Origin of the sequence: Lactobacillus acidophilus (genome assembly GCF_034298135.1) — a bacterium.
GTDB lineage: Bacteria > Bacillota > Bacilli > Lactobacillales > Lactobacillaceae > Lactobacillus > Lactobacillus acidophilus.
Window position 1 is genome coordinate 913,523 of the sequence record NZ_CP139575.1, and the last position, 22,223, is coordinate 935,745.

The 22,223-nt window shown below is 33.5% G+C and carries 20 protein-coding genes, 2 pseudogenes and 1 other annotated feature (1 of these 23 cut by a window edge); of the genes and pseudogenes, 5 read left to right on the forward strand and 17 right to left on the reverse strand.

The features are described from left to right. Positions 1-18 precede the first annotated feature (18 nt). Both SO785_RS04055 and SO785_RS04060 read left to right on the forward strand, forming a co-directional pair. Positions 19-957, forward strand: coding sequence for a sugar-binding transcriptional regulator (locus tag SO785_RS04055; RefSeq protein WP_003547030.1), 939 nt, complete (start codon positions 19-21; stop codon positions 955-957). A gap of 55 nt (positions 958-1,012) precedes the next feature. Then, positions 1,013-1,345: a transporter gene (locus SO785_RS04060; protein ID WP_003547029.1), complete on the forward strand. Its 333-nt coding sequence runs from the start codon at positions 1,013-1,015 to the stop codon at positions 1,343-1,345. Positions 1,346-1,372: 27 nt separating this feature from the next. Here the strand turns inward: SO785_RS04060 and SO785_RS04065 are convergent, their stop codons facing one another. Next, entirely contained in the window at positions 1,373-1,744 is a 372-nt protein-coding gene (locus tag SO785_RS04065) for a DUF1828 domain-containing protein (RefSeq protein ID WP_003547028.1), read from the reverse strand. 150 nt (positions 1,745-1,894) lie between these two features. Between SO785_RS04065 and SO785_RS04070 the strand changes: the two genes are divergently transcribed. From SO785_RS04070 to SO785_RS04080, 3 genes and pseudogenes are all read left to right on the forward strand, one after another. Then, positions 1,895-2,452 (forward strand): ECF-type riboflavin transporter substrate-binding protein, encoded by a 558-nt coding sequence (locus SO785_RS04070; protein ID WP_003547026.1) that lies wholly within the window; start codon positions 1,895-1,897, stop codon positions 2,450-2,452. 11 nt (positions 2,453-2,463) lie between these two features. Continuing rightward, on the forward strand, positions 2,464-4,164 hold the full coding sequence (locus tag SO785_RS04075) for an ABC transporter ATP-binding protein (RefSeq protein ID WP_003547024.1): 1,701 nt from the start codon (positions 2,464-2,466) through the stop codon (positions 4,162-4,164). Next, positions 4,165-4,996, forward strand: a pseudogene (locus SO785_RS04080) (energy-coupling factor transporter transmembrane component T family protein). An 18-nt stretch (positions 4,997-5,014) separates the two neighbouring features. Here the strand turns inward: SO785_RS04080 and SO785_RS04085 are convergent. The 16 genes and pseudogenes from SO785_RS04085 to SO785_RS04160 form a co-directional block, all read right to left on the reverse strand. Further along, entirely contained in the window at positions 5,015-5,167 is a 153-nt protein-coding gene (locus SO785_RS04085; RefSeq protein WP_003547021.1) for a hypothetical protein, read from the reverse strand. A gap of 33 nt (positions 5,168-5,200) precedes the next feature. Beyond that, positions 5,201-5,656 carry a DUF441 domain-containing protein gene (locus tag SO785_RS04090; RefSeq protein WP_003547019.1) on the reverse strand — a complete coding sequence of 152 codons (456 nt, stop codon included), beginning with the start codon at positions 5,654-5,656 and terminating at the stop codon, positions 5,201-5,203. Positions 5,657-5,898: 242 nt separating this feature from the next. Next, a complete protein-coding gene (gene citF / locus SO785_RS04095) occupies positions 5,899-7,440 on the reverse strand; it encodes a citrate lyase subunit alpha (RefSeq protein WP_011254287.1) in 1,542 nt (513 codons plus the stop codon). Further along, on the reverse strand, positions 7,430-8,344 hold the full coding sequence (gene citE / locus SO785_RS04100; RefSeq protein WP_003547014.1) for a citrate (pro-3S)-lyase subunit beta: 915 nt from the start codon (positions 8,342-8,344) through the stop codon (positions 7,430-7,432). Before citE ends, citF begins: the two co-directional genes overlap by 11 nt. Further along, positions 8,344-8,637: a citrate lyase acyl carrier protein gene (gene citD / locus SO785_RS04105; protein WP_003547011.1), complete on the reverse strand. Its 294-nt coding sequence runs from the start codon at positions 8,635-8,637 to the stop codon at positions 8,344-8,346. The genes citE and citD overlap by 1 nt, the downstream gene beginning before the upstream one ends. After that, complete coding sequence (gene citC, locus SO785_RS04110) at positions 8,627-9,682, reverse strand: [citrate (pro-3S)-lyase] ligase (protein WP_003547009.1); 1,056 nt, start codon at positions 9,680-9,682, stop codon at positions 8,627-8,629. Before citC ends, citD begins: the two co-directional genes overlap by 11 nt. Positions 9,683-9,771: 89 nt before the next feature. Next, positions 9,772-10,563, reverse strand: coding sequence for an alpha/beta fold hydrolase (locus SO785_RS04115; protein ID WP_003547007.1), 792 nt, complete (start codon positions 10,561-10,563; stop codon positions 9,772-9,774). Between the two features lie 76 nt (positions 10,564-10,639). Then, entirely contained in the window at positions 10,640-12,106 is a 1,467-nt protein-coding gene (locus SO785_RS04120; protein ID WP_011254286.1) for a DASS family sodium-coupled anion symporter, read from the reverse strand. A 251-nt stretch (positions 12,107-12,357) separates the two neighbouring features. After that, positions 12,358-13,671, reverse strand: a complete 1,314-nt coding sequence (locus SO785_RS04125; RefSeq protein WP_003547002.1) for a C1 family peptidase — start codon at positions 13,669-13,671, stop codon at positions 12,358-12,360. A 128-nt stretch (positions 13,672-13,799) separates the two neighbouring features. Further along, on the reverse strand, positions 13,800-14,726 hold the full coding sequence (locus SO785_RS04130; protein ID WP_003547001.1) for an L-lactate dehydrogenase: 927 nt from the start codon (positions 14,724-14,726) through the stop codon (positions 13,800-13,802). 86 nt (positions 14,727-14,812) lie between these two features. Beyond that, positions 14,813-16,339, reverse strand: a complete 1,527-nt coding sequence (locus SO785_RS04135; protein ID WP_003546999.1) for a mucin-binding protein — start codon at positions 16,337-16,339, stop codon at positions 14,813-14,815. Positions 16,340-16,494: 155 nt separating this feature from the next. After that, positions 16,495-17,877 carry a flavocytochrome c gene (locus SO785_RS04140; protein WP_003546997.1) on the reverse strand — a complete coding sequence of 461 codons (1,383 nt, stop codon included), beginning with the start codon at positions 17,875-17,877 and terminating at the stop codon, positions 16,495-16,497. Between the two features lie 13 nt (positions 17,878-17,890). Further along, positions 17,891-19,294, reverse strand: coding sequence for a class II fumarate hydratase (locus SO785_RS04145; protein ID WP_003546995.1), 1,404 nt, complete (start codon positions 19,292-19,294; stop codon positions 17,891-17,893). A gap of 199 nt (positions 19,295-19,493) precedes the next feature. Further along, positions 19,494-20,195, reverse strand: coding sequence for a methionine ABC transporter permease (locus SO785_RS04150; protein WP_011254285.1), 702 nt, complete (start codon positions 20,193-20,195; stop codon positions 19,494-19,496). Next, positions 20,188-21,248: pseudogene (locus SO785_RS04155) on the reverse strand (methionine ABC transporter ATP-binding protein). Before SO785_RS04155 ends, SO785_RS04150 begins: the two are co-directional and overlap by 8 nt. Before the next feature lie 14 nt (positions 21,249-21,262). Then, positions 21,263-22,117 carry a MetQ/NlpA family ABC transporter substrate-binding protein gene (locus tag SO785_RS04160; protein WP_011254284.1) on the reverse strand — a complete coding sequence of 285 codons (855 nt, stop codon included), beginning with the start codon at positions 22,115-22,117 and terminating at the stop codon, positions 21,263-21,265. A gap of 49 nt (positions 22,118-22,166) precedes the next feature. Continuing rightward, positions 22,167-22,223: a binding site (T-box leader), on the reverse strand (it continues 182 nt past the right edge of the window).

Here is a 22,223-nt window from a genome sequence, read left to right on the forward strand (position 1 = left end):
ACAAAGGACGATAACAAAGTGACACAATTATCTGATGAAGAACTTGCAAGCATCGCACATGACTTTTATTTAAGCAAGTTAAATATTGCTGAAATCTCCGAGAAGTACGATCTATCACGCTATATTATCACTAAGGCACTGGAAGATGCTGAACAACGCGGAATTGTTAAAATCCAAATTACTCAGGGGATTAAACGTAATCAAGTATTAGAACGTGAATTTCAAAAAAGATTTGGTTTAAAAGAAGCTTTCATTTTGCAAAGCTACGAAGATAAAGATGAAAATAATGAAATTGTAGTTAAATTTGCAGCAAAAGAAATTGAAATGTACTTGCAAAAGACTCATGTAGCCGGAATTAGTTGGGGTGCTACAATGCGTGGGGTTATCAATGATTTCAATGAAAAAAATTTTGACAATTTATACCTTATTCAACTGCTAGGGCATCCAATTAATTCTAATCGTCGTAAAAATCCTTTAACTCAAGAAGCCGCTGAAAAATTACATGCTCATAGTCTGACACTGCCTGGTCCACTTTATGTAGTAAATCCTAAAATTATACCAGCCCTAAAGCATGAGCCTTACTTCAAGGTAATCGAGAATTGTTATCATAATCTAGATTTATTATTCACAGGTCTGGGAACCATTCAATCATTCGATGTTAATCAATTTTTGGATGAAAATTATGGTCCTCGTTTATTCCAGAATATTCCTAAAGATGATATAGCCGGAATGATATTGGGACGTCCTTATGACATAAACGGTAAATTCTTTGAAGGTTTTGAACAACATATTTGTGGTATCTCCATGGAAGATATTATGGCTACCCCTATTCGATTTTGTATTGTTCGCAATCGCTTTAAATCAGATGCCTTATTGGGTGCATTGCGCAGTGGCGTCATTACTCATTTAGTAACCAATGATGATATAGCAAACCGTGTTTTACAAAATAGTTATTAATTTTTACATTGCTTTTCTTTTTCATTAAAGTATAGTACTTATGGGAGGATAAGCTATGAAAAAATCCAAATTTGACTTGTGGATCGGTGGCATTAATTTATTTAACTGTATCCTATTTATTATTTCGTGGTTTGCAATTTTTGGTGCAGATTTCACTACCAGAATGGCAATGTTCTTTTATTTGTTTGCTTGGACAGGTGCCATTATAAATACCATTGCCGTGGTACAATCACACAATTTTCAAATTTCTATGGTTGGCCCTATTTTAGGCGTGATTGGTAATGCTTTGTATGGCTTTACCGCTGCATTAGCTTTACCAGCTGTTATTGTTAATATTGTATCTGCATTCTTTATTTTTATGCAGCATGATAACAAAAGAAAAGAATAAAACTATCCCTGCTAGCAGGGATAGTTTTTAGTTTAAATATGAAATTGCAACTTGCAATTGTGCCAGCTTCATTGCAGCTTGTGCCACATTTTTCTTATCAATATCAACATAAATCTCACAATGTTCTTCATCGAATTCGTAACCAGAGCCTAATGCAATATCTTCTGCAGTATCATATAGTTCTTTATCTTCTTGACCTGGATCGAGCTTAAATAAAATTCTGCCATCATCACTTACTCGGTAATGATCTTCTCCTTCCTCAACCCAGACATAAACTGTATCACCATAAGAATCAATCATCATTGTAGCTATTTGTAAAGTACGTTTATCAACACGAACTATATTAGTTTGAGAAGCAACATAGTTGCCAATATCTGTTCTTAATTGTTCTTTATCCATTGTTTTCCTCTAATCAAACCACTTATATATCAATATATATTATACTATACCAAATCTAACCTGGATTTTAATGAAAGAATACCACTATTACCTTGACGGCAATCGCTTACAAATTATACCTTTAATTATAATCACATTTTGGAGAGAACAATGAATAATACAGGTTTATCAGTTAAAAAAGTCGTTGCCATAGGAATAGGTTCAGCAATTTATGTTATTTTAGCACGTTTTACTTCAATTCCTACCCCTATTCCAAATACGAATATTGAACTAGTTTTTCCATTTTTAGCATTTTTTGCATCAATTTATGGAGCAACTGTAGGTTTCAGTGTTGGATTTATTGGACACGCATTATCAGATTTTATTATGTATGGACAAACTTGGTGGAGCTGGGTACTTGCAACAGGTATTCTAGGTTGGATTATTGGCTTAGCTTATAAACGATTAGACTTAAAAAATGGAATTTTTGGTCTTAAGCAAATCATTTTATTTAATATAGTACAAATTATTGCCAATATATTAGCTTGGATTGTAGTTGCCCCAATTGGGGACATCATTATTTATAGTGAACCAGCAAATAAAGTTTTTGTTCAAGGTATTAGCGCTACTATTTCTAATGGAATTTCAATCTTAATTATCGGTACAATTTTATTAAAAGCATACGCCAGTACTAAAATTAAAAAAGGTAGTTTACGTAAGGAAGATTAGAAAGGTTTGCTATGACTGAAGCAATAATTACATTTAAAGATTTCTCATTTAAGTATGATAGCCAAGCAGAACCCACGTTAAAAAACATCAACTTAGATATTAATAAGGGTGAAAAAATATTAATTGCAGGGCCATCAGGCAGTGGTAAATCAACTATTGGACGCTGTATAAACGGACTCATTCCTAATATTGACTCTGGCGATATTACTGGTAAATGTATTATTAATGGCAAAAATATCACAGAAACCAGCTTATTTGATTTATCATTTACTACTTCAACCATTTTGCAAGATGCAGATAGCCAATTTATTGGTTTAACTGTTGGCGAAGATATCGCTTTTGCGTTAGAAAACGATTGCCAACCACAAAACAAAATTCGTCAAACTGTCCATCGCTGGGCAGATGAACTTGAAATTGGTAAACTCTTAAAGCAGTCACCTCAAAACTTATCAGGCGGTCAAAAACAAATCGTAGCTTTAGCAGGAGTATTAGTTGATGAATCTCCTGTCCTTTTGTTTGACGAACCACTAGCCAATTTAGATCCAGCTTCAGGAATGAAGACAATGAGTTTAATCGATCAAATTCAAAAAAGACTTAACGCCACAGTAATTATTATCGAACACCGTCTAGAAGAAGTTCTGAGTCAACCAATTGATAGAATCATTTTAATTGATGATGGACAAATTGTAGCAAATAAAACACCTAATGAATTATTGCATGAAAACAAATTAGAAAATATTGGAATAAGAAGTCCTCTATATCTAAAAGCATTAGAGAAAGCCAATATAGATATTGAGCAAATTCCAGATATATCATCAGTTGATAAATTACCCGATAACAGCATAATATCTGAGAAATTAAAAGAATGGGAACAAAAAAATACATTAAAAATTAATTCTATTGAACCAAAACCTTTATTAGAATTAAAAGATGTAGGTCATCGTTATAATAAAATGCAGGTAAATCCTTTACATGATGTTAATACTACAATCAATCAAGGTGATTTTATTTCAATCGTTGGACAAAACGGTGCAGGTAAAACCACACTTTGTAGAATTATTTGTGGTTTTATTTCAAACGAAGGTCGTATTCTTTTAAACGGTGAAGATATTAGTAATCTTTCCATAAAAGAACGTTCTGAAAAAATAGGTTATGTCATGCAAGATCCTAATCAAATGATTTCTCAGAAGATGATCTTTGATGAAGTGGCATTAGGATTACGATTAAGAGGCTACAGTAAAAAAGATATTAAAGATAAAGCCTATCAAGCATTAAAAATTTGTGGTCTTTATCCCTACCGGAATTGGCCTATTTCTGCTCTTAGTTTCGGTCAAAAGAAGCGAGTTACCATTGCTTCTATTTTAGTTCTTGAACCTGAATTAATTATTTTAGATGAACCGACAGCAGGGCAAGATTGGAAGACTTATACAGAAATTATGTCATTTCTAAAAAAGTTAAATGAACAAGGAAAAACAATCATGATTATTACTCATGATATGTATTTAATGATGGAATATACTAATCGTTCATTAGCCTTTGCCAATGGTGAACTAATTGCTGATACTAACCCAATTAAATTATTAACCGTGAAGAATTTAGTTAAAAAAGCAGCACTAAAACGTACTAGTTTATACTATTTAGCTAAGAAGTATAATTTAAACAATCCAGACAATTTTGTCCGTGCCTACATTGATTCGGAAAGGGATAAGTAGATGTATAATGAAAACCAAATTTTAGGTTATCAACCAGGAACTAGTTTTATTTATCAATTAAATGCCACAACCAAACTAGTATTTATGCTACTGGTTTCTGCTGCTTGTATGATAACTTATGACACCAGATTTTTATTAGCTATCTGTGTATTTTCAGTCTTTTTATTCAAAGAAGCACAAATAAAGTGGAGTCAAATCTCTTTTATCGTAAAATTTATTGCTGCTTTTATGCTTTTAAATCTATTATTTGTTTATCTTTTTCAGCCAACATATGGACAAGATATCTATCATTCACGCAGTATTTTAATTCATGCAGGTTATTTCACTTTAACTTTACAAGAAGTATTTTACCTATTTAATTTATTGCTAAAATATGTTTGTTCCATTCCAATTGTATTACTATTTTTACTTACAACTAATCCCAGTCAATTTGCTGCTAGTTTAAACAAAATTGGTATTAGCTATAAAATTTCTTATGCTGTAGCCTTAGCTCTACGCTACATTCCGGATATTCAAAATTCCTATTGGGAAATATCAGCAGCTCAGCAAGCACGCGGTATTGAATTATCTAAAAAAGCCAAATTATCTCAGCGTATTAAAGGAACACTAAATATTGTAATGCCATTAATTTTTTCTAGTCTTGATAGAATAGATACAATTAGTACGGCAATGCAACTTAGACGTTTCGGATCCAAAAAGAAACGTACTTGGTATGTTTCTCAATCTTTTAAAAAATGATTATTGGGTAATGGGATTAGCGATTGTACTTGTTTTAATAGTTGCCTTACTTTGGCATATTGATCACGGTCGTTTCTATAATCCATTTATCTAAAAAAGAGACCAGAAAGTATTAACTTTTTGATCTCTTTTTGTCATCTTTTGGTATAGTAACAATTTTAGGCTTTCTGGGGATAGGTGGTGTAATAACTTCATAATTGCGCAACCGTCGCTCTAAATAATCATCTAGTCGCTCAGTTATATTTTCATGTACAATTATTGCCATGTCATCACCTCATTTCACCCCAATTATATCATTCTAAAAATGCAGGTTAAACAAAGTAACTACTAAATATGTCATTCCACTCGCAATTACAGGCCCAGCAGCTACGCCTTTAAATGCTACAACCCCAATAATCGTTCCAAGTACTAAAGCAACGGTTACTTGAGGAACTGCAGCAAGTTGATTAACACCATATCTTGATAAAACAGCAACTGCTATACCAGCCAAAATAGCTATCCACCCAGCTGGTGTTTTGAATGTTCTAATTAAATCTTTAAAACCTATTTGACCAGTAGCAATCGGAATTAAAATAGCCACAGAAATAATAGTTACTCCCCAATTTATTCCTTTAGCCTGAATAGTAGGTAGCCACTTTCCAGTAAATGGTAATAATTTAAAAAGCATAACTACTGCTGTAGCAATAATCAAAGACATGTTCTTGCCTAATAATGCTACAACCAAAATCAATGCAAGAAATAACCAACTTTCCATTTCATACTCCCCTTTTATGATGTTTATTTTTCTACTGTATCAAAAAATAGTTATTAAGACAAAATAGATGAAATAAATTTCACCTTATGCAATAATATAGTTACTCAGAAATAAATATTGTATACGTGCACTCCATTCAGATGAATGGAGTGTTTTTGTATAAAAAAGATTGAATTTGATCAATTGCAAAATTTTTTGCCAAAATAAAAGAATGTGCTTTAAAACACATTCTCATCTCCAAGCTAATCTTTAACCTCTTTAATTGCATCAATTACCGTACCATCGCGATACTCAACTAATGCAACTGTACGGTCTGTATATTCAAGTGGTTTAGGAATGCCTACTTGTTTTTCAGCCATTTTTTGTAATTCCTTAATATCTAATATCTTCAAACCTGGAACTTGACTAAATGCAGCAATTAAGTCCTTACGAGCTGGATTAATAGCAATTCCACGTTCAGTTACCAAAACGTCAATAGATGAACCAGGTGTAACAATAGTTTCTACACTAGGTACTACTGTAGCATTTCTACCACGTACAAGAGGTGCTGTAATAATAGTCATTTTAGCCCCTGCTGCTGAATCTTGGTGTCCACCTACAGCACCACGAATAACACCATCCGAACCTGTCATAACATTTACATTAAAGTTAGTATCGATTTGTAACGCTGACAAAATTGATACATCCAGATTATTAACAACAGCTCCCTTATTGTGCGGATCAGCATACCAAGATGCATCAATTTCCTGTTGATTCTTATTATTAGCCATTGATTGTGCAGCACCTTTATCAAAGTCCTGAACATCCATGACCTTTTTAACTAATCCTTCTTCGAGTAAATCAGTAGTAGGTTTAGTAATACCACCAACTGCAAAAGAAGCAGTGATACCATCCTCAAGCATACTTTCGCGTAAGTAACGAGTTACTGCTAATGCAGCACCACCGGAACCAGTTTGAAAGCTAAAACCAGGTTTGTAATAAGGAGAGTTTACAATTACTTGGTTAACCATTTGTGCAATTTTAAGTTCCTTAGGATCCTTAGTAAAACGAGTTGCACCTGAGCCAATTTTGTCTGGATCACCAACTTTATCAACTTTAACCACATAATCAACCTGATCCTGCTTGATTGAAGCCGGTGTATTTGGGTAGTCAACAATATTATCAGTTAGTAATATAACTGTATCTGCATATTGTGCATCCATTAATGCATATCCTAACGAACCAAAGACAGCATCCCCATCTTGTCCATTAGCATTACCAGCTGGATCAGATACTGGTACACCTAAAAAGGCTACATCGATCTTAATTTCTCCTTCTTCAATTGAACGAGCACGATTTCCATGAGAACGAAAGATTACAGGATTCTTTAACCCACCATGTGAAACGAAATCACCAAGTGACCCACGCATCCCTGAAGAAGTGATATTGGTTATTACACCCTTTTTAATTGCTTCAATAACCTTATCGTTCATTACACCGGTTAATGAACTTGGTGCCAAAGTTAAATTTTGGTAGCCCATACTAATAATCTTATCCATGATCATATTAAAAATATAATCACCATTTCTAAAGTGATGATGGAATGAAATAGTCATTCCATCTTTAAGATTATCTTTAATTACACTATCAAGTGAATCAGCAATTTTATTTTGACCAGTTGTGACTCTTACCTTTGGTGCTACACGTTGCACTACTGGGTGACCAATTTCAGTAGTCTCAAATGGCTTCAAATCCATCTTTTCCATTAAGTTATCTGGTAATTCACGTTTAACTTTATTCTCCAATGTAGTTACCTTCTTCATCAATCAAGTTAGAAGCTTTAGCAGTTTCAAGAACGCGGGTTGCCTTTTCTACAACTGGTTTATCAACCATCTTACCATTAAGTGAAATTACACCTGAACCCTTAGCCTTAGCTTCCCGAATAGCATTTTCAACATTTTTAGCTTGTTCAATTTCTTCTTTAGTTGGATTAAAGACTTCATTAACCATTTCAATTTGACGCGGGTTAACCAAACTTTTACCGTCATACCCCAATTCATGAATATAATTAGTTTCACGATAAAAGCCTTCTGTATCCTTCATATTAGAAAATACCGTATCAAAGGCATAAACATTAGCTGCACGTGCTGCTTGTAACACCATATTACGTGCAAATTCAAGTTCACGGCCATCTGGATAACGATGCGTATGCATATCCGCAGTGTAATCTTCACCTGAAACAGCAAGACCCATCATTAATGGTGTTGCAGTAGCAATTTCTGGAGCATTCAATACGCCTTTAGCACTTTCAATAGCAGCCATCACACCAATAGAGCCCTTTTCGATGCCGTATTCATCTTCCCAGTGTTCAATGTCCTTAACCAATTTTTGAATCATCGCTGCTGATTCAGTTTTTGGCAAACGAATTACATCAACACCAGCCTTAACCATCGCACGAACATCTTCATCATAAAATGGTGTATCTTGTCCATTAACTCTAACTACGATTTCACTATCGCCAAAGTCAATAGTTTTAATCGCTTCATAAACCAGCATTCTAGCAGCATCTTTTTCAGTTAAAGACACTGAATCTTCTAAATCCAACATGATTGAATCAGCACCATAAATACCAGCATCTTTAATCATCGCAGGGTTGTTTCCTGGGACAAACATCATCGTTCTACGCAAACGATTTTTAATATAAGTCATTAGAGCACCTCCAAATCCGGCTTATCCTGTGTTTCAGTTGCACGTTGAGCTGCAGCTAATGTACGAGCTTTAATTACACAATCCAATGCACCTTTATCAGTAGCTTTTATATTAACATTATCTAAGCCATACTTTTTCAAAGTTTCAGTAATCACTTTTTCAATTTGATCACCATATGCTTTTTTTACTTCTGATTCCAAATCAATTTTTATCCCATCGGAACCTTTCGAAATCATGATTTGAATGTCAGAGCTTTCAAGTGTTCCAGCAACTGCAGTAGTTTTAATTTCCATTGATGCTCATACCTTTCTTAATTCTGGATTGTAATTTATCCATATTTTGTTTAATAAATAAGTAAGTAGATTCTGGTACGAATTTATCTATTTCTTTCAAATTGCCATCTTTGATTAATTGTCTAACTTTTGTAGCAGTGACAATTTCTCCATCTTTTTCCAAACGTTTAACAACGATTACTTCGATATCTGGCCCTAGTTCATGAGCTAAACTTACATTATAAAAATGTGTAGTTCTTGAAATAGGTTCTTTACCAATATATCGACGCGTAATATTTAAAGCAGGAGCTATCTTATTTTTGAAGACCGATGCATCTATTGCAGTTTGGACGTCAATTAAATCATCCGATGACTTTAAGAAGTAAGCTGGGAAAGTCGCTGGTGAAACCATATAATCACCACCAGAAACAATTTTTACATTATCAAATTCTTTTGTGCCTTCTTTAACAAGCTTCATTCGTTCATCAAAATTGAATAACGAAACGTCATTAGCTACAACAAAAACATAAACTAAATCATTTTCTTCACTAGCCATTTTAACTAAATGTTTATGCCCTAATGTGAAAGGATTGGCATTCATCACAATTGCAGCAATCTTTTTGTTCTCTTGATCAGTTATTTGAGGTAATGCTTTTACAAAATCATTAATATCCGGAGTACCGTTTTCCAGAAAAGCTGCTTCAGAAGTTTTAGCCAATAAATTAAAATGTAAATGTTCAAAACTTTCAGCATATTTAGCTTTAGTAAAAACATATGAATGAAAAATTTTTTCATTCACCAAATACTGCATCAAACTAGAGACCACTTTATTAAAACGTGTACCTTGCTCTGCATCATCGTTTTTCACACCAATGTATTTCAATACATTTCCAGCTACGCTGCCAGTACCAACTAAGTTTCCTTCTTCATCTTCAAGTCCAATAGTATGGTCAATTCCATCAATTTCCCGTTCACTAAAATCATGTAAACCAAGAGAAATCAGTAGATCTTCCCACTTTTTACGAGTTGAAGTGTCGCTTAAAAATAAATCAACGACTTTATCCATAAATGTGCCACCTTACTAAGCATTAATAAAAAGTAATCTTTTTCACAAGAACAGTGTACTCCTGCAGTTTAATTATTTCAATTTTAGAACTAGTTTTTTAAATTTTTCAAAAAATCACTAATAATTTTATATACTTCATCTGGTCGCTCCGCCTGAGGTAGATGACCGCATTCAGGAATAATTGCAGTTTGTATATTTTCATTTAAATACTTAACTGCTTTAGTAAATTCTGGATTAAAATATGGTGATTTTTCACCTGCAATTACCAACATAGGCACTGGAGTATCCATGATCATATCACGCCAATCTTGTTCTGCATGCTCTACCAAACAATTGTAGTTTTCTACTGGATCATACGGAAATTCTTTATATTCTTTTTTAGCAGCTTCAAACATCTTTTCATCGATATGATGATAAAAAGCTTTACCAAAATCTAATTTAAGCATCTCAGGATAATTGTCCCAATTTAGGTCTTTAAAACCGTATTTCCAGCCCTTATCTGCAATCATCTTGGGAGATTGATCCAGGTCAATCATTGCCTTTATTCTACCTTTACCATATAAAGATAAATATGCCCAAATATTAGCGGCTCCCATTGAATTACCAATAGCCACAACATTTTGTAAATTTAATCTGTCCATTAATTCTTTTAAATCAACTGCATGTCTACTAATTCTTTGACCGCGATAAGTTCGCTCTGATTGTCCTTGATTTCTTGGATCAAGCATTACAAAGCGATATTTATCATTAAAAAGTTGGATTAGATCTTGCCACATCTCAATAGATCCACCTATACCAGGAATTCCCAACATAACCGGTTTATCATCTTCACCCGTGTCAGTATAATGCAAAATTACATTATCATTTGTTTTAAATTTCATCTTTTTCTTCTTTCTATTCCTACCCCTCAATTATCACGCAAAAAAGGCAATCTATGAAATCAGATTGCCTTTATTTTTACCAAATACCAATAATTTTCATCCAAATAGTTCCTACTATACCAAATATCACCATGTAAATAAGCCCTAAAATAAAGTTCATCTTCCACCATTCACTTTGTTTTACATAGCCTGTTGTCGCCAAGATAGATGCTGGTCCATTTGCATAATGAGTAGTTGAAGCATTAATTACACCCGTAAAAGCCAAAAGCATTGCCGAAAGACCAAGGGGTGCACCCATTGCAGTAGCTACAGTTAAAAATGGTAAATAAAGTGCAGTCATATGTGCTGTACCTGATGCAAAGAAATAGTGGGTATAAAACATAAGCAAAATTAATACTACAAGAACTAATCCCCAATTAATTCCATGTACTTCACTTTGAATAAATTTAGCAAACCAAGCAATAAAACCGTAAGAAATAAGCTTACCAGCCATAAAAATTAAAATTGAAAGCCAAATCAAAATGTTCCAAGCTCCGGTTTCGTGCAAAGCATCTTCCATACTTAAAACACCAGTGATTAATAATAATGTTACAGCTAAAAAGGCAACAAATGCAGAATCTAATTGTGGAATCTTAAAGAAACCAGACAGTACCCAAAGCAAGATAGCTAAGCAAAAAACTGTAGCCATAATTTTTTCTGGCTTTGATATTGGTCCCATTTCTTTTAATTTGTCATCGGCCCAATTCTTAGCATTAGGTGTTTCTTTAACTTCAGGTGGATACATTTTATATATCACAAGTGGAATAATAACTGTAGCTACAAGAACTGGCACAAGAGCTGCCCAGAACCAACTAACCCAACTCATTTGGTAACCTTTTTGTGCTGCCATTTGTTGAGCAACTAAGTTAGGTGCTGCACCTGTAATAAATAATGCAGTTGACAAAATATTGGCATGAAAAGCCATAAAGTCTAAATATGCACCAATCTTTTTTCTTGAAGGATCATTAGGTTTAGAATCATAACTTTTAGAAATTGATTCTACTACTGGCCAGGTAACACCACCAGTTCTTGCGCTATTAGATGGAATCAAAGCCCCCATCATTAATTCAAGTCCAGTAATAGCATAGCCTATTCCAATTGAACGCTTACCAAACTTTTCAATCATTACATAAGCTACGCGATTACCTAAACCTGTTTTACTAATACCATGGGCCATGATAAATGCCATGGCAATTAACCATGCTGCTGAATTACCAAATGAACTTAAAATTCCAGTTTGTATTACAACGCCCTTAGAATTAACTACATCCTTTACGGGAGCAAGACCAACTAATACCGTAACTACCATTCCTAGTAAAGTGGTACCACCAATCGGTAAAGGCTTTGTGATACATCCAACAATCGTAGCAACGAAAATAGCAAACATTTCCCATGCCTGAACCGATAATCCGCCAGGGCGCCAAGGAGTGATTAACCATAGAACTATTCCGACTGCCAAAGGCCAAATGAAGCCTTTATAATTTACTTTTTCTAGTGTTTTCATTTTCCTTCCCCTGCTTAGTTTTATCAAAGCAATCAATATAAAATGAATTTTTTCACATACTCATTATATACTTTTTATTTTGTTTTTAAATAATTTCAAAATAAATAATGTTTTTTCATCATTTTAAAAGTAAAATATCTTACGAAATATGTTCAAATCTATACTTGTTATTATTTATTAACTAAAAAAGCTCACAATAATTTGCGAGCTTTTTTAGTTATTTTCATATACTATTACTATTTATGATACTTTTAGCCAATGTTATCCCATGGTTTAAGATCAATTGCAGGACCTTCTGCCAATTTTAATTGTTCGTCAGTTAAAAATTCTTTTCTGACTACTACGTCATAGACATAATCTTCAAACCATTGTTGACTCATTTCATAGAATCCATTATGACCAAATTTATCACCCCAAGAATTTTCTACTTTCCACTTGCGAATATGACCATTATCTTCATCAACACCAACTAAAGTCATATCATGTGTAGCAAATCCTTCTCCCGTTGCCAAGCGATCTGCTTTACTCATTTTAGTATCTACACCAAATAATTTATCTGTTTCATAAAGATTTGTATCTAAATATCCAGTTTTTCGCTCCATTTGTTTGGAAACATCATTGCCAAAAATTACGGCATCCCCTGATTTAAGCTGAGCTACAGCGGCTTGAGAAAGATATTCAATTGGTACATTTAAAAACTTAATCTGATCACCACCATCCACATTGTCATAAAGCGGCATATGATACAATTTGTTAAACTCATGATTTGGACAATTAGATAACACTACATAATCGTCAAATTTAAAGTCTTTAAAATACTTTTGAACAAAAGCACGTGGAGTTAAGTCTTTTTCCAAATGATATTTTTTATCATCATCACGATATTCTAAATCAAACTTTTTAGGTGGTTCTCCTAATGCTACAGAAACCATTCGATAAACTTCATTTAAAGCCTTTTTCTTAGTTTCTGCAATCTCATTTTGCCTATTTTCATTCACTAATTTACGTAAAAGAATTGCATCTTTTCTTTCTTTACGAGCAAGTGAATCAATCAATCCAGCTGTATGATTAGAATTAAAACTTTCTGGCATTGCATATGATGGTACTACCCCATATTTTTTAACCAAATTAATTGCCATACTCCATAATCCGCCATCTTCACCTGCAAAAGATAACCATGATTGAACTTCACGATCATTAATCGGTTTATCGGCTAAGCGAATCATTGCATCATAAAATGCATTTGCCCGTTCAATTTTATCCCAAAAGAAATTATATGCTTGAGAAAAAGTGAAATCTTTCACATTATTTTTCTTACCAAAATAATGTCGTAAAACATTTAATGTGGCAAACTCCCAACAACGCCCAGATTGTTTTTGATTAGTTACACCACCAATATCAAGTTCAGTTGAAAAAACATGATTTAATTTTTCTGAAACTCGATCATTGAAAGAAGCTTCTAATAATCCATTACGCCGAGCTGCACAAGATGCAACTAAGTTTTCACTATTAGAATTAAAATCTGCGGAAAAATCCGCAATTTCTTGATCTGAAATAATTGCCATAAAGTTCTCCTTTTTAATTTTTTGTTAATTTATCAATCATAATACATTCTTTTATTTTTTATAGCAAGTATTATTCAGAACACAAAAACACTTGGATTGCTCCGAGCGCTTTTAGAAAAATATATTTATTACATTTCAACACCTGATAAAACTTCTTGCATCTTATCTGCAGAATTGATCATCTTAGCTTTTTCTACATCTGAAAGTTTAGTTTCAATAACTTTTTCAATACCATTACCGTTAATTATAGTTGGAGTACCTAAGTAAAGATCATGCTTAATGCCATATTCACCATTAATTGGGGCTGATAATGGCAAACAAATTGAACGATTATCTAAAATAGCACTAACAATTTGAGTAAGCATCATAGCAACACCATAGAATGTAGCTCCTTTGTTAGTGATGATCTTTCCACCCTTTTTACGGACGTCTGACTCAATTTCACTTAAAACATTATCATTGATTTCTGAGTAATCGCGAAGTGGCTTATTGTCAACAGTTGATTCGTCAAAGTTTTCAAAACTAGTATCACCGTGTTCACCAAGAACCATTGAGTTAACCTTAGCTACTGGAACATTAAGTTTCTTTGCCAATTCAACGCGAAGACGCATTGAATCAAGTGAAGTACCAGTACCAATTACACGATCTTTTGGAAAACCGGATATTTTTTGAGTCAATGTGGTTAAAATATCAACCGGGTTAGCTGAAACAACAAATACACCCTTAAAACCGGATTCAACAACCGGATCAACAATAGTCTTTAAAATCTTTACATTCTTATTAACTAAGTCAAGTCTAGTTTCACCAGGTTTACGAGGAACACCAGCAGTAATTACACACACATCTGCATCTTTAGCATCACTATATTCTGCTGGATGAATATTAGTTTGACCTGTAAATGGAGTAATATCTTCCAAATCCATTGAATCACCAACTGGACGATCTTTAGCAACATCAAAAATCGCTAATTCATCAACAGTTGTATTTTGCAATAAGTCATTTGCAAAAGTTGAACCAACAGCACCATCACCTACAAGAAACACTTTTCTACTCATAACTTAATTAGTCCTTTCAAAAGAATTTTATCTTTTTTAATTTACATATCAATTATACACTAAGCGCTTTCATTAGGCACAATTTATTATTTAATTATGGTCGCTTCTGACTTATCTCTAACAATTTTAAGATTAGATTCTATTTGAGCCACTTTTTTTAAGCCAATTGTAAATACTTGTGGCTGTAAATCATTATTATCAAAACGTTGAACCATACCTGGAATATCGAAATTATTAAAGACAACTTCATACCCTTCATTCTTCAAAGTTTTTAAAGGTTCTTTAGTACTATAAGAATCATTAATACTTTCTCCAGGTTGTCCAGTTATTGCACCAGATGTCATAATTTGTGTACCATTTTTGTCAATATCAATAAAAGTTATGATTGCCATTTCTAACTTTTTTTGTTCCTGCAATCTTTTTTCTGCTTTTTTAAGCTTGGCCACCATCGCATCAATATAATTGACAGTAACTATAATATCACTTGGCACGATTTCTGGTGCCTTTATTTTTAGTTTATCAGCTACGAAACCTTCAACAACTGGAACTTTAACATCATGAAAAGAGTCAATATCACTAAACCATCTTGTTTTAGATAATACTCTTCCAGTTTCAGGAATTACCTTTAAACTTCTATTTAAAATTGCTGTTTGCGTAATTTCATCCGGAGTCAAAATACCTGCCCCTTGAAAAACTACTCTAAAATTAACTGCTTTAAGATACTGTTTAGGAAGTATCTTATCAAAAGGATGCTTAATATCAACATTGATAAAGGTATGCTTCATTGTAATGATGAAAACAAATTCTTCATTGCTATCACCAAAAAATTGAACGTTTCCATTTGCATTAAACGCATTATCAACTAATTCATATCCATTTTTTCGTAACTCAGTGATTCTATTCTGAGGATCATATTCAATCCAATCATTTGCTTTTCCTACCACTTCATCACTTAAGATTACCCGATTATTGTTTAATATATCAACGTATTGAATCTTAGCAGTTTGCCTTTCAGACACTGGCTCATTATTTAAAGCATACTCTACCACATAGTTTTGAACCGGATTGTGTGGATCAATTTTGCCACCACCTGCAATTAAATGATCTGCTTTGAATCCAGGGACCACAGGAGTAGCAATCAATTTAAAATATCCTTGATTATTCCAGCCACTATCATTAATTATCTTTCCATTTACTTTATCAATTATTAATTTTCGCCTAAGAACTCTTGAGATCTTATTGTCAATTGGCGTCTTACTTGATGCTCCCTGATAATGAACTATTTGAGTAATTGTTTTCTCTAATTGACCCTTTGTATATCCATAGCCAGGATGCATAGCATCAATAATAGCTTGACCATGATGAAAGCCAATTATATATTCATCATTATCACTAGAAAATTCTTTTCTCTGACCATCTTGTTCAAGTTCATTACTAGCAAGTTCATATCCTTGTTTTTTTGCCTCTTCAAGTTGATTATTTATACTACAATCAATTGTTTTTCCTTCTTTACCTTTAACTTCAATAGGCTTAAGGATCGGACTCCAATTATCCATATCAACAAACTTAATTTTTATATGTATTGTTTTAGAAAAAAATGTTATTTTGCTCATAAAAAGTCCTTCATACTTTCAATAGCTTATACACTGATAATAACATCAAGACGCAATTTTATACAACGTTAAAAATATCCTTTTTCGCACTTTAAGTTTGTTATTTTAATCTAAAGAAAAAAGAGACTAGTATACTAGCCTCCTTTTTCTTCAGATTATTTTTTTCCATGCTCTCTAGCATATTTGGCCATCTGAATACCTGCTTGTCGACCAAAAATCACAGTTTCAGCAATAGAATTACCACCAATTCGATTATTACCATGAAGTCCACCAGAAACTTCACCAGCAGCATATAAGCCCTTAATTACATTACCGTTAGTATCTAATACTTCCGTATCAGTATTAATATGAATACCACCCATAGTATAGTGAATAGCCGGATGAATATGAATAGCAAAGTATGGTCCACGATCAAGTTGACGATCCATACCTGTAGTACGACCGAATTCTTTATCCTTATGATTCTCAACGGCCTTATCCCAACGTTCAACTGTTTCGTTTAAGTTATAACCATCAACACCGATTTTTTTAGCTAATTCTTCTAAAGTATCACCATGTTGAACTAAACCAATTTGATCATAGAATTCAACTGCACCAAAGTGAGCACGAACACCCGAATCAAAAATTAAATATGCACCATCTTCATGTAAATTAGTAATAGCATCTGAAACAATTTTACGAGTACTTAATTCGTTAACAAAACGATCACCATTTTTATTAACTAAAATTGCACCTTCACCACGCAACCCTTCACCAATTAAGTAAACATGCGGATTGTCAGTATCTGCAGTTGGGTGAACTTGAATAAAGTTCATTTGCATTAATTGTGCACCGATTTCTTTTGCAAGCTTCATTCCATCTCCAGTTGCTCCAGGTTGGTTAGTTGTTTTATAATCCACTAAATCTGGACGATACTTCTTAATAATATCCTTAGATGCACCAAATCCACCAGTTGCAAGAAGCACCGCTTTAGCTTTAATAGTTTTTACACCATCTTCTGTAGTAACTTCAACACCATTAACTTTGTTACTTTTATCTTGTAATAATTTAGTTACCTTCGCACCGGTAAAAATATCAACACCTGATTTTTTTACCTGATTAGTTAAACGAGAAGTTAAATAAAAGCCTACTGGTTCCATTGAGCCGGGACGATGGGCTCTTTTTTTGCTCATCCCTCCCGTAATGGTTAAATCTGTCAGACGCACACCATATTTCATTAGCCAACTAATTGCGATAGCTGAATGATCGACAAAATATTTAAGCATAGCACGATCATTTAATAATCCGCCACCTTTTAGGGTTTCATTATAAAAATCTTGGTTATTATCAATGATCCCTTCATCAAGTTGAACCAAAGATTCGGAGGCGTTCATTCCACTAGAAGCACGGCTAGTATTTCCACCAGTTTTTTCATTTTTTTCTAGAACAACTACATTTAAACCTAATTCATGTGCTTGAAGTGCTGCAGTCAATCCAGTACCACCCGAACCAATTATAATTGCATCATATTTATTCTTTAATTCTTTAACGTTAGGCATATTTTCTCCCTATTTATTCTTCCGGATTTGACTTATCAATATTAGTCATTTTCATATAATCCATCCATTCATCATATTGTTTTTCAGTAACTTTACCACTCTTCAATGCTGCTTCTTTTAAAGTAGTACCTTCTTTATCAGCAGTTTGTGCAATTTCGGCAGCAGCATGATAACCAATATGTGGTGATAAAGCAGTAACAGTCATGAGTGAATTTTCAAGTAATTCATCCATTCTTTCTTCATTAACTGTTAAGCCATGAATCATTTTATCAGCAAATCCAATAATAGCCCCAGTCAAAATATCACATGAATCAAGAAATGATGCTATAAGGACAGTCTTAAATACATTCATTTCAAAGTTACCTTGACTTGAAGCAAAAGTAATTGTCGTATCATTTCCAAAAACTTTAGCAGTCGCCATAGTTACAGCCTCTGCTTGAGTTGGATTTACCTTGCCTGGCATAATACTTGAACCAGGTTCATTTGCTGGAATATTTAATTCATGATAACCAGCTCGTGGGCCTGATGCCAAGAATCTAATATCCTGAGCAATTTTAAACATATCAGCTGCCAGAGTCTTAAGAGCACCGTGAACTACATCAAGACCTGAATGATGAGCTAGCCCCCAAAACTTATTTGTCTTAACTTTAAATTCATGGCCATAGACTGCTGATAATTTATCAGCGATTTTTTCGGTCATACCTGGTGCGGCATTCAAACCGGTACCTACTGCAGTACCACCAATAGCTAATTCATAAAGAGTTGGCTTTAATTCTTTGATGTAAGATAAATCATGCTTTAATGCCGAAATATAGCCTGAAAGTTCTTGTCCAAAAGTTAATGGAGTAGCATCTTGCAAGTGTGTGCGTCCAACCTTGACTGTCTTCCAATACTTCTTTTCTTTGATTACTAATTCATCAATTAAATGTTGAACAGCTGGTTCCAACTTATCTAGAGCTTCAACAGCCACAATATTCATCGCTGTTGGAAAAGTATCGTTCGAAGATTGCCCACGATTTACATCATCATTAGGTAAAATATTCAAACCTGAGTGCAATTTATTAGCTAAGTTAGCAACTACTTCGTTAACATTCATATTGCTTTGTGTACCTGAACCCGTCTGTAACACGTGAAGTGGAAAATCTTTTCTTAAGTCTTCATCACTTAACGCCAAAAGATGATCAATTGCGTCTTCGATTGCTTCACCTTTTTCCTTTGGTTCATCCCCTACTTCAACATTTGATTCGGCAGCTGCTTTTTTCAAATGTAAGAAAGCACGAATAATTTGCAATGGCATCAATTCACCACTTGGGAAGTTATTACGACTTCTTTCTGTTTGGGGTCCCCATAATGCGCCTTTAGGGATTTTTACTGGTCCAATAGTATCACTTTCAATACGATATTCTTCTTCACTCATAATTTTTCCTCCTTATATCTGAACATAAGGTTATCGTTAATAATTAATCACTTTTATCATACCTGTAAAGGTTTTCTTTTTCAATTAGAGATATACACCGATGTCCACAATTCATATCTTTAAATTCTATCAAAATTATGATCAATACAAAGTAAAAAATGCTAAGTCTATAAAAAATATAAGACTTAGCATTTTTAATTTATCTTGATTGATGATTTAATTTTTTAGCAAAGAAATCACCAATAATTTGAACAATAAAGATCAAAATAATTACTAATATAGTAGCTACTAATGTAACATCATTGTTGAATCTATTGTAGCCGTATGATATAGCCGTATTACCTAAACCACCAGCGCCAACTGCCCCAGCCATTGCAGTTAAACCAATTAAACTAATAATTGTTACAGTAGAAACACGAATTAATTCAGAACGTGATTCCCTTAAATATACATCAAAAATAATGTCACGAGTCGTTGCACCTAGACTTTCAGCCGCTTCTACTTTACCAGGATCAACACTTTCAAGAGCAACTTGAACCTGACGAGCATAAAATGGAAAAACACCTAAAGTCAATGGGACAAGTGCGGCTTTCATTCCAATCTGAGTACCAACAATTTTTTGCGTAACCGGTGCTACAAAAGCAAGTAAGATAATAAAAGGAATGGCTCTAAAAATTGAAACTAATTTATCTGAAAGATTGTACCAAAATTTATTTGGACGAATTCCATCATCTTTAGTTAAAACAAGAATAATACCAAAAATAATTCCTAAAATTCCACCAAAGATTGCGGACCAAAAAGTCATAAATAAAGTTTGAAAAATACTAGTCCCCCAGCCAGCATCTCCCCCCCAGCCTAATTGAACAACATTTGGTAAGTATTTATCTAAAAAGCTAATCATAAATATTCCCCTTTTCATCTAAGCGAGTCAATGTAACATCCTGTTTTTGTAAAAATTCTTTAGCTTGTTTTTGTTTTTCTTGATCCCCTTTAATAAGTACTACCAAAGTACCAATTGGTTCATCATTTAATAGTTCAACGTTGCCATAAAGCATGCTGACTTCAACACCAATTTCTTTGTATAGCTCAATAATAATAGACTTAGCTACATTATTTACGCTATATACTAACTGGTAAATAGATTCATTTTTACTTAATTTATCTAGATGTAGTGAATTCAAAGTTGAAATAGCTTCAAGTGATCCTCCAACAAATTTCTTGGTTAATTCTTGCTTTGGGTGTAAGAATACTTGACGAAGCGAGCCCTTTTCAATTACTTGTCCATGTTCCATTACGGCTACTTTAGTAGCAATCTTTTTTACTGCATCCATTTCGTGAGTAATCAAAATAACTGTTAAATTAAACTGCTTATTCAATCTCTTCAACAAGTCCAAAATTTGTTGAGTATTTTGAGGATCCAAAGCACTAGTTGCTTCATCGGAAATTAAAATATCTGGATTATTGGCAAGCGCACGAGCAATTGCCACTCTTTGTTTTTGACCACCTGATAGTTCTGAAGGATAAAAGTTGGCCTTTTCTTTTAAATCAACCAATTCAAGTAATTCAAGTGATTTCTTTTCTAATTCATCATCGCTTAGCTTTTCATGTTTTAAGGCAAAAGCAACGTTTTCTAAAACCGTAGTTTCATTTAACAAGTTAAAACCTTGAAAAATCATTCCAATATTTCTTCTTTTTAATTGTAATTCTTTATTGGAAATAACTTGTTTTCCATCCTTAACAAACTGTGTACCATCAACTTCAATGTCACCTGCACTAGGTTTTTGCAATAAATTAATAGTTCTAACTAATGTTGACTTACCTGCTCCTGAAAAGCCAACTATGCCATAGATATCACCTTTTTCAATTGATAGTGAAACACTATTTACTGCCTTAACAAGTTTTCCTTTTTTTGCGGAAAATCCACATCAACATTTTTCAACTCAATAATACTCATTTATTGCTCCCCCTTTACTTAAGCTTAACATCCCAAGCAGAAATTTGAGATGTACCATAAAATTTTTGGTATAACTTCTTAGTTGCAGCAGTCTGGTAGGCCTTAACTACATCCTGATAGATTTTCTTATCTTGATTGCCCTTTTTAACTGCTAAAATATTAATCCATTGTTCAGAATCCTTATTAACTGGTTCCACATAAACAGTTTGCTTATCGATTAAACCAGCGGGTCCTGCATAGTTATTATTAACAACAGACGCATCGACTGAGTTTAAAACACGTCCAGTTTGTTCAGCACCAATTTCCTTAATCTTTAAATCATTTGGATTAGAAGCAATATCAGCTACCGTAACAAGTGTTTTACCCTTCTTTAATTTAATTAAACCTGCATTCTTTAAAACAAATAAAGCTCTGGATTCATTAGTTGCATCATTTGGTACAGCAACGGTTGCCCCATTTGGCAAATCACTTAATTTATGATATTTCTTTGAATAAATTCTAATTGGTGCAATATATGTTTTACCAATCGCTACAACACCACCATTATTGGCTTTATTCCAATCATTTAAAAATGCATAATGTTGAAAAGCATTCATATCAATGTCGCCGGATTTTAAAGCCTTATTAGGTTGATTATAATCAGTAAAATTTTTAGTTTTAATAATTACACCATATTTCTTTTTGGCTGTTTTAGCAACGCTCTTCCAAATAGCTTCTTCTTGTTTACTTTCGCCAACAATTCCAACAGTTACAGTCTTGTTTGGTACTTGACTAGGTATTCCCGGACCAAAACTAAACCAGCCGGCAATAATAATTAAAATTCCAATAATTGTCCAGATGATCGTATTTCTCCGTCTACGCTTTCTCATAAGAACTCCACTCCTAATCTTTTTAATGAAAATAAAAAGAGCATTCATCCAAAAGGACGAATGCTCGCGTTACCACCTTTAATTCATTTATCACTTACGTAATAAA

Excerpts from the sequence above, each read along its gene's own strand:
- SO785_RS04060 (WP_003547029.1), top strand. The coding sequence starts at position 1,013 with ATGAAAAAATCCAAATTTGACTTGTGGATCGGTGGCATTAATTTATTT.
- SO785_RS04065 (WP_003547028.1), bottom strand. The coding sequence starts at position 1,744 with ATGGATAAAGAACAATTAAGAACAGATATTGGCAACTATGTTGCTTCT.
- SO785_RS04070 (WP_003547026.1), top strand. The coding sequence starts at position 1,895 with ATGAATAATACAGGTTTATCAGTTAAAAAAGTCGTTGCCATAGGAATA.
- SO785_RS04075 (WP_003547024.1), top strand. The coding sequence starts at position 2,464 with ATGACTGAAGCAATAATTACATTTAAAGATTTCTCATTTAAGTATGAT.
- SO785_RS04085 (WP_003547021.1), bottom strand. The coding sequence starts at position 5,167 with ATGGCAATAATTGTACATGAAAATATAACTGAGCGACTAGATGATTAT.
- SO785_RS04090 (WP_003547019.1), bottom strand. The coding sequence starts at position 5,656 with ATGGAAAGTTGGTTATTTCTTGCATTGATTTTGGTTGTAGCATTATTA.
- citE (WP_003547014.1), bottom strand. The coding sequence starts at position 8,344 with ATGACTTATATTAAAAATCGTTTGCGTAGAACGATGATGTTTGTCCCA.
- citD (WP_003547011.1), bottom strand. The coding sequence starts at position 8,637 with ATGGAAATTAAAACTACTGCAGTTGCTGGAACACTTGAAAGCTCTGAC.
- citC (WP_003547009.1), bottom strand. The coding sequence starts at position 9,682 with ATGGATAAAGTCGTTGATTTATTTTTAAGCGACACTTCAACTCGTAAA.
- SO785_RS04115 (WP_003547007.1), bottom strand. The coding sequence starts at position 10,563 with ATGAAATTTAAAACAAATGATAATGTAATTTTGCATTATACTGACACG.
- SO785_RS04120 (WP_011254286.1), bottom strand. The coding sequence starts at position 12,106 with ATGAAAACACTAGAAAAAGTAAATTATAAAGGCTTCATTTGGCCTTTG.
- SO785_RS04125 (WP_003547002.1), bottom strand. The coding sequence starts at position 13,671 with ATGGCAATTATTTCAGATCAAGAAATTGCGGATTTTTCCGCAGATTTT.
- SO785_RS04130 (WP_003547001.1), bottom strand. The coding sequence starts at position 14,726 with ATGAGTAGAAAAGTGTTTCTTGTAGGTGATGGTGCTGTTGGTTCAACT.
- SO785_RS04135 (WP_003546999.1), bottom strand. The coding sequence starts at position 16,339 with ATGAGCAAAATAACATTTTTTTCTAAAACAATACATATAAAAATTAAG.
- SO785_RS04140 (WP_003546997.1), bottom strand. The coding sequence starts at position 17,877 with ATGCCTAACGTTAAAGAATTAAAGAATAAATATGATGCAATTATAATT.
- SO785_RS04145 (WP_003546995.1), bottom strand. The coding sequence starts at position 19,294 with ATGAGTGAAGAAGAATATCGTATTGAAAGTGATACTATTGGACCAGTA.
- SO785_RS04150 (WP_011254285.1), bottom strand. The coding sequence starts at position 20,195 with ATGATTAGCTTTTTAGATAAATACTTACCAAATGTTGTTCAATTAGGC.
- SO785_RS04160 (WP_011254284.1), bottom strand. The coding sequence starts at position 22,117 with ATGAGAAAGCGTAGACGGAGAAATACGATCATCTGGACAATTATTGGA.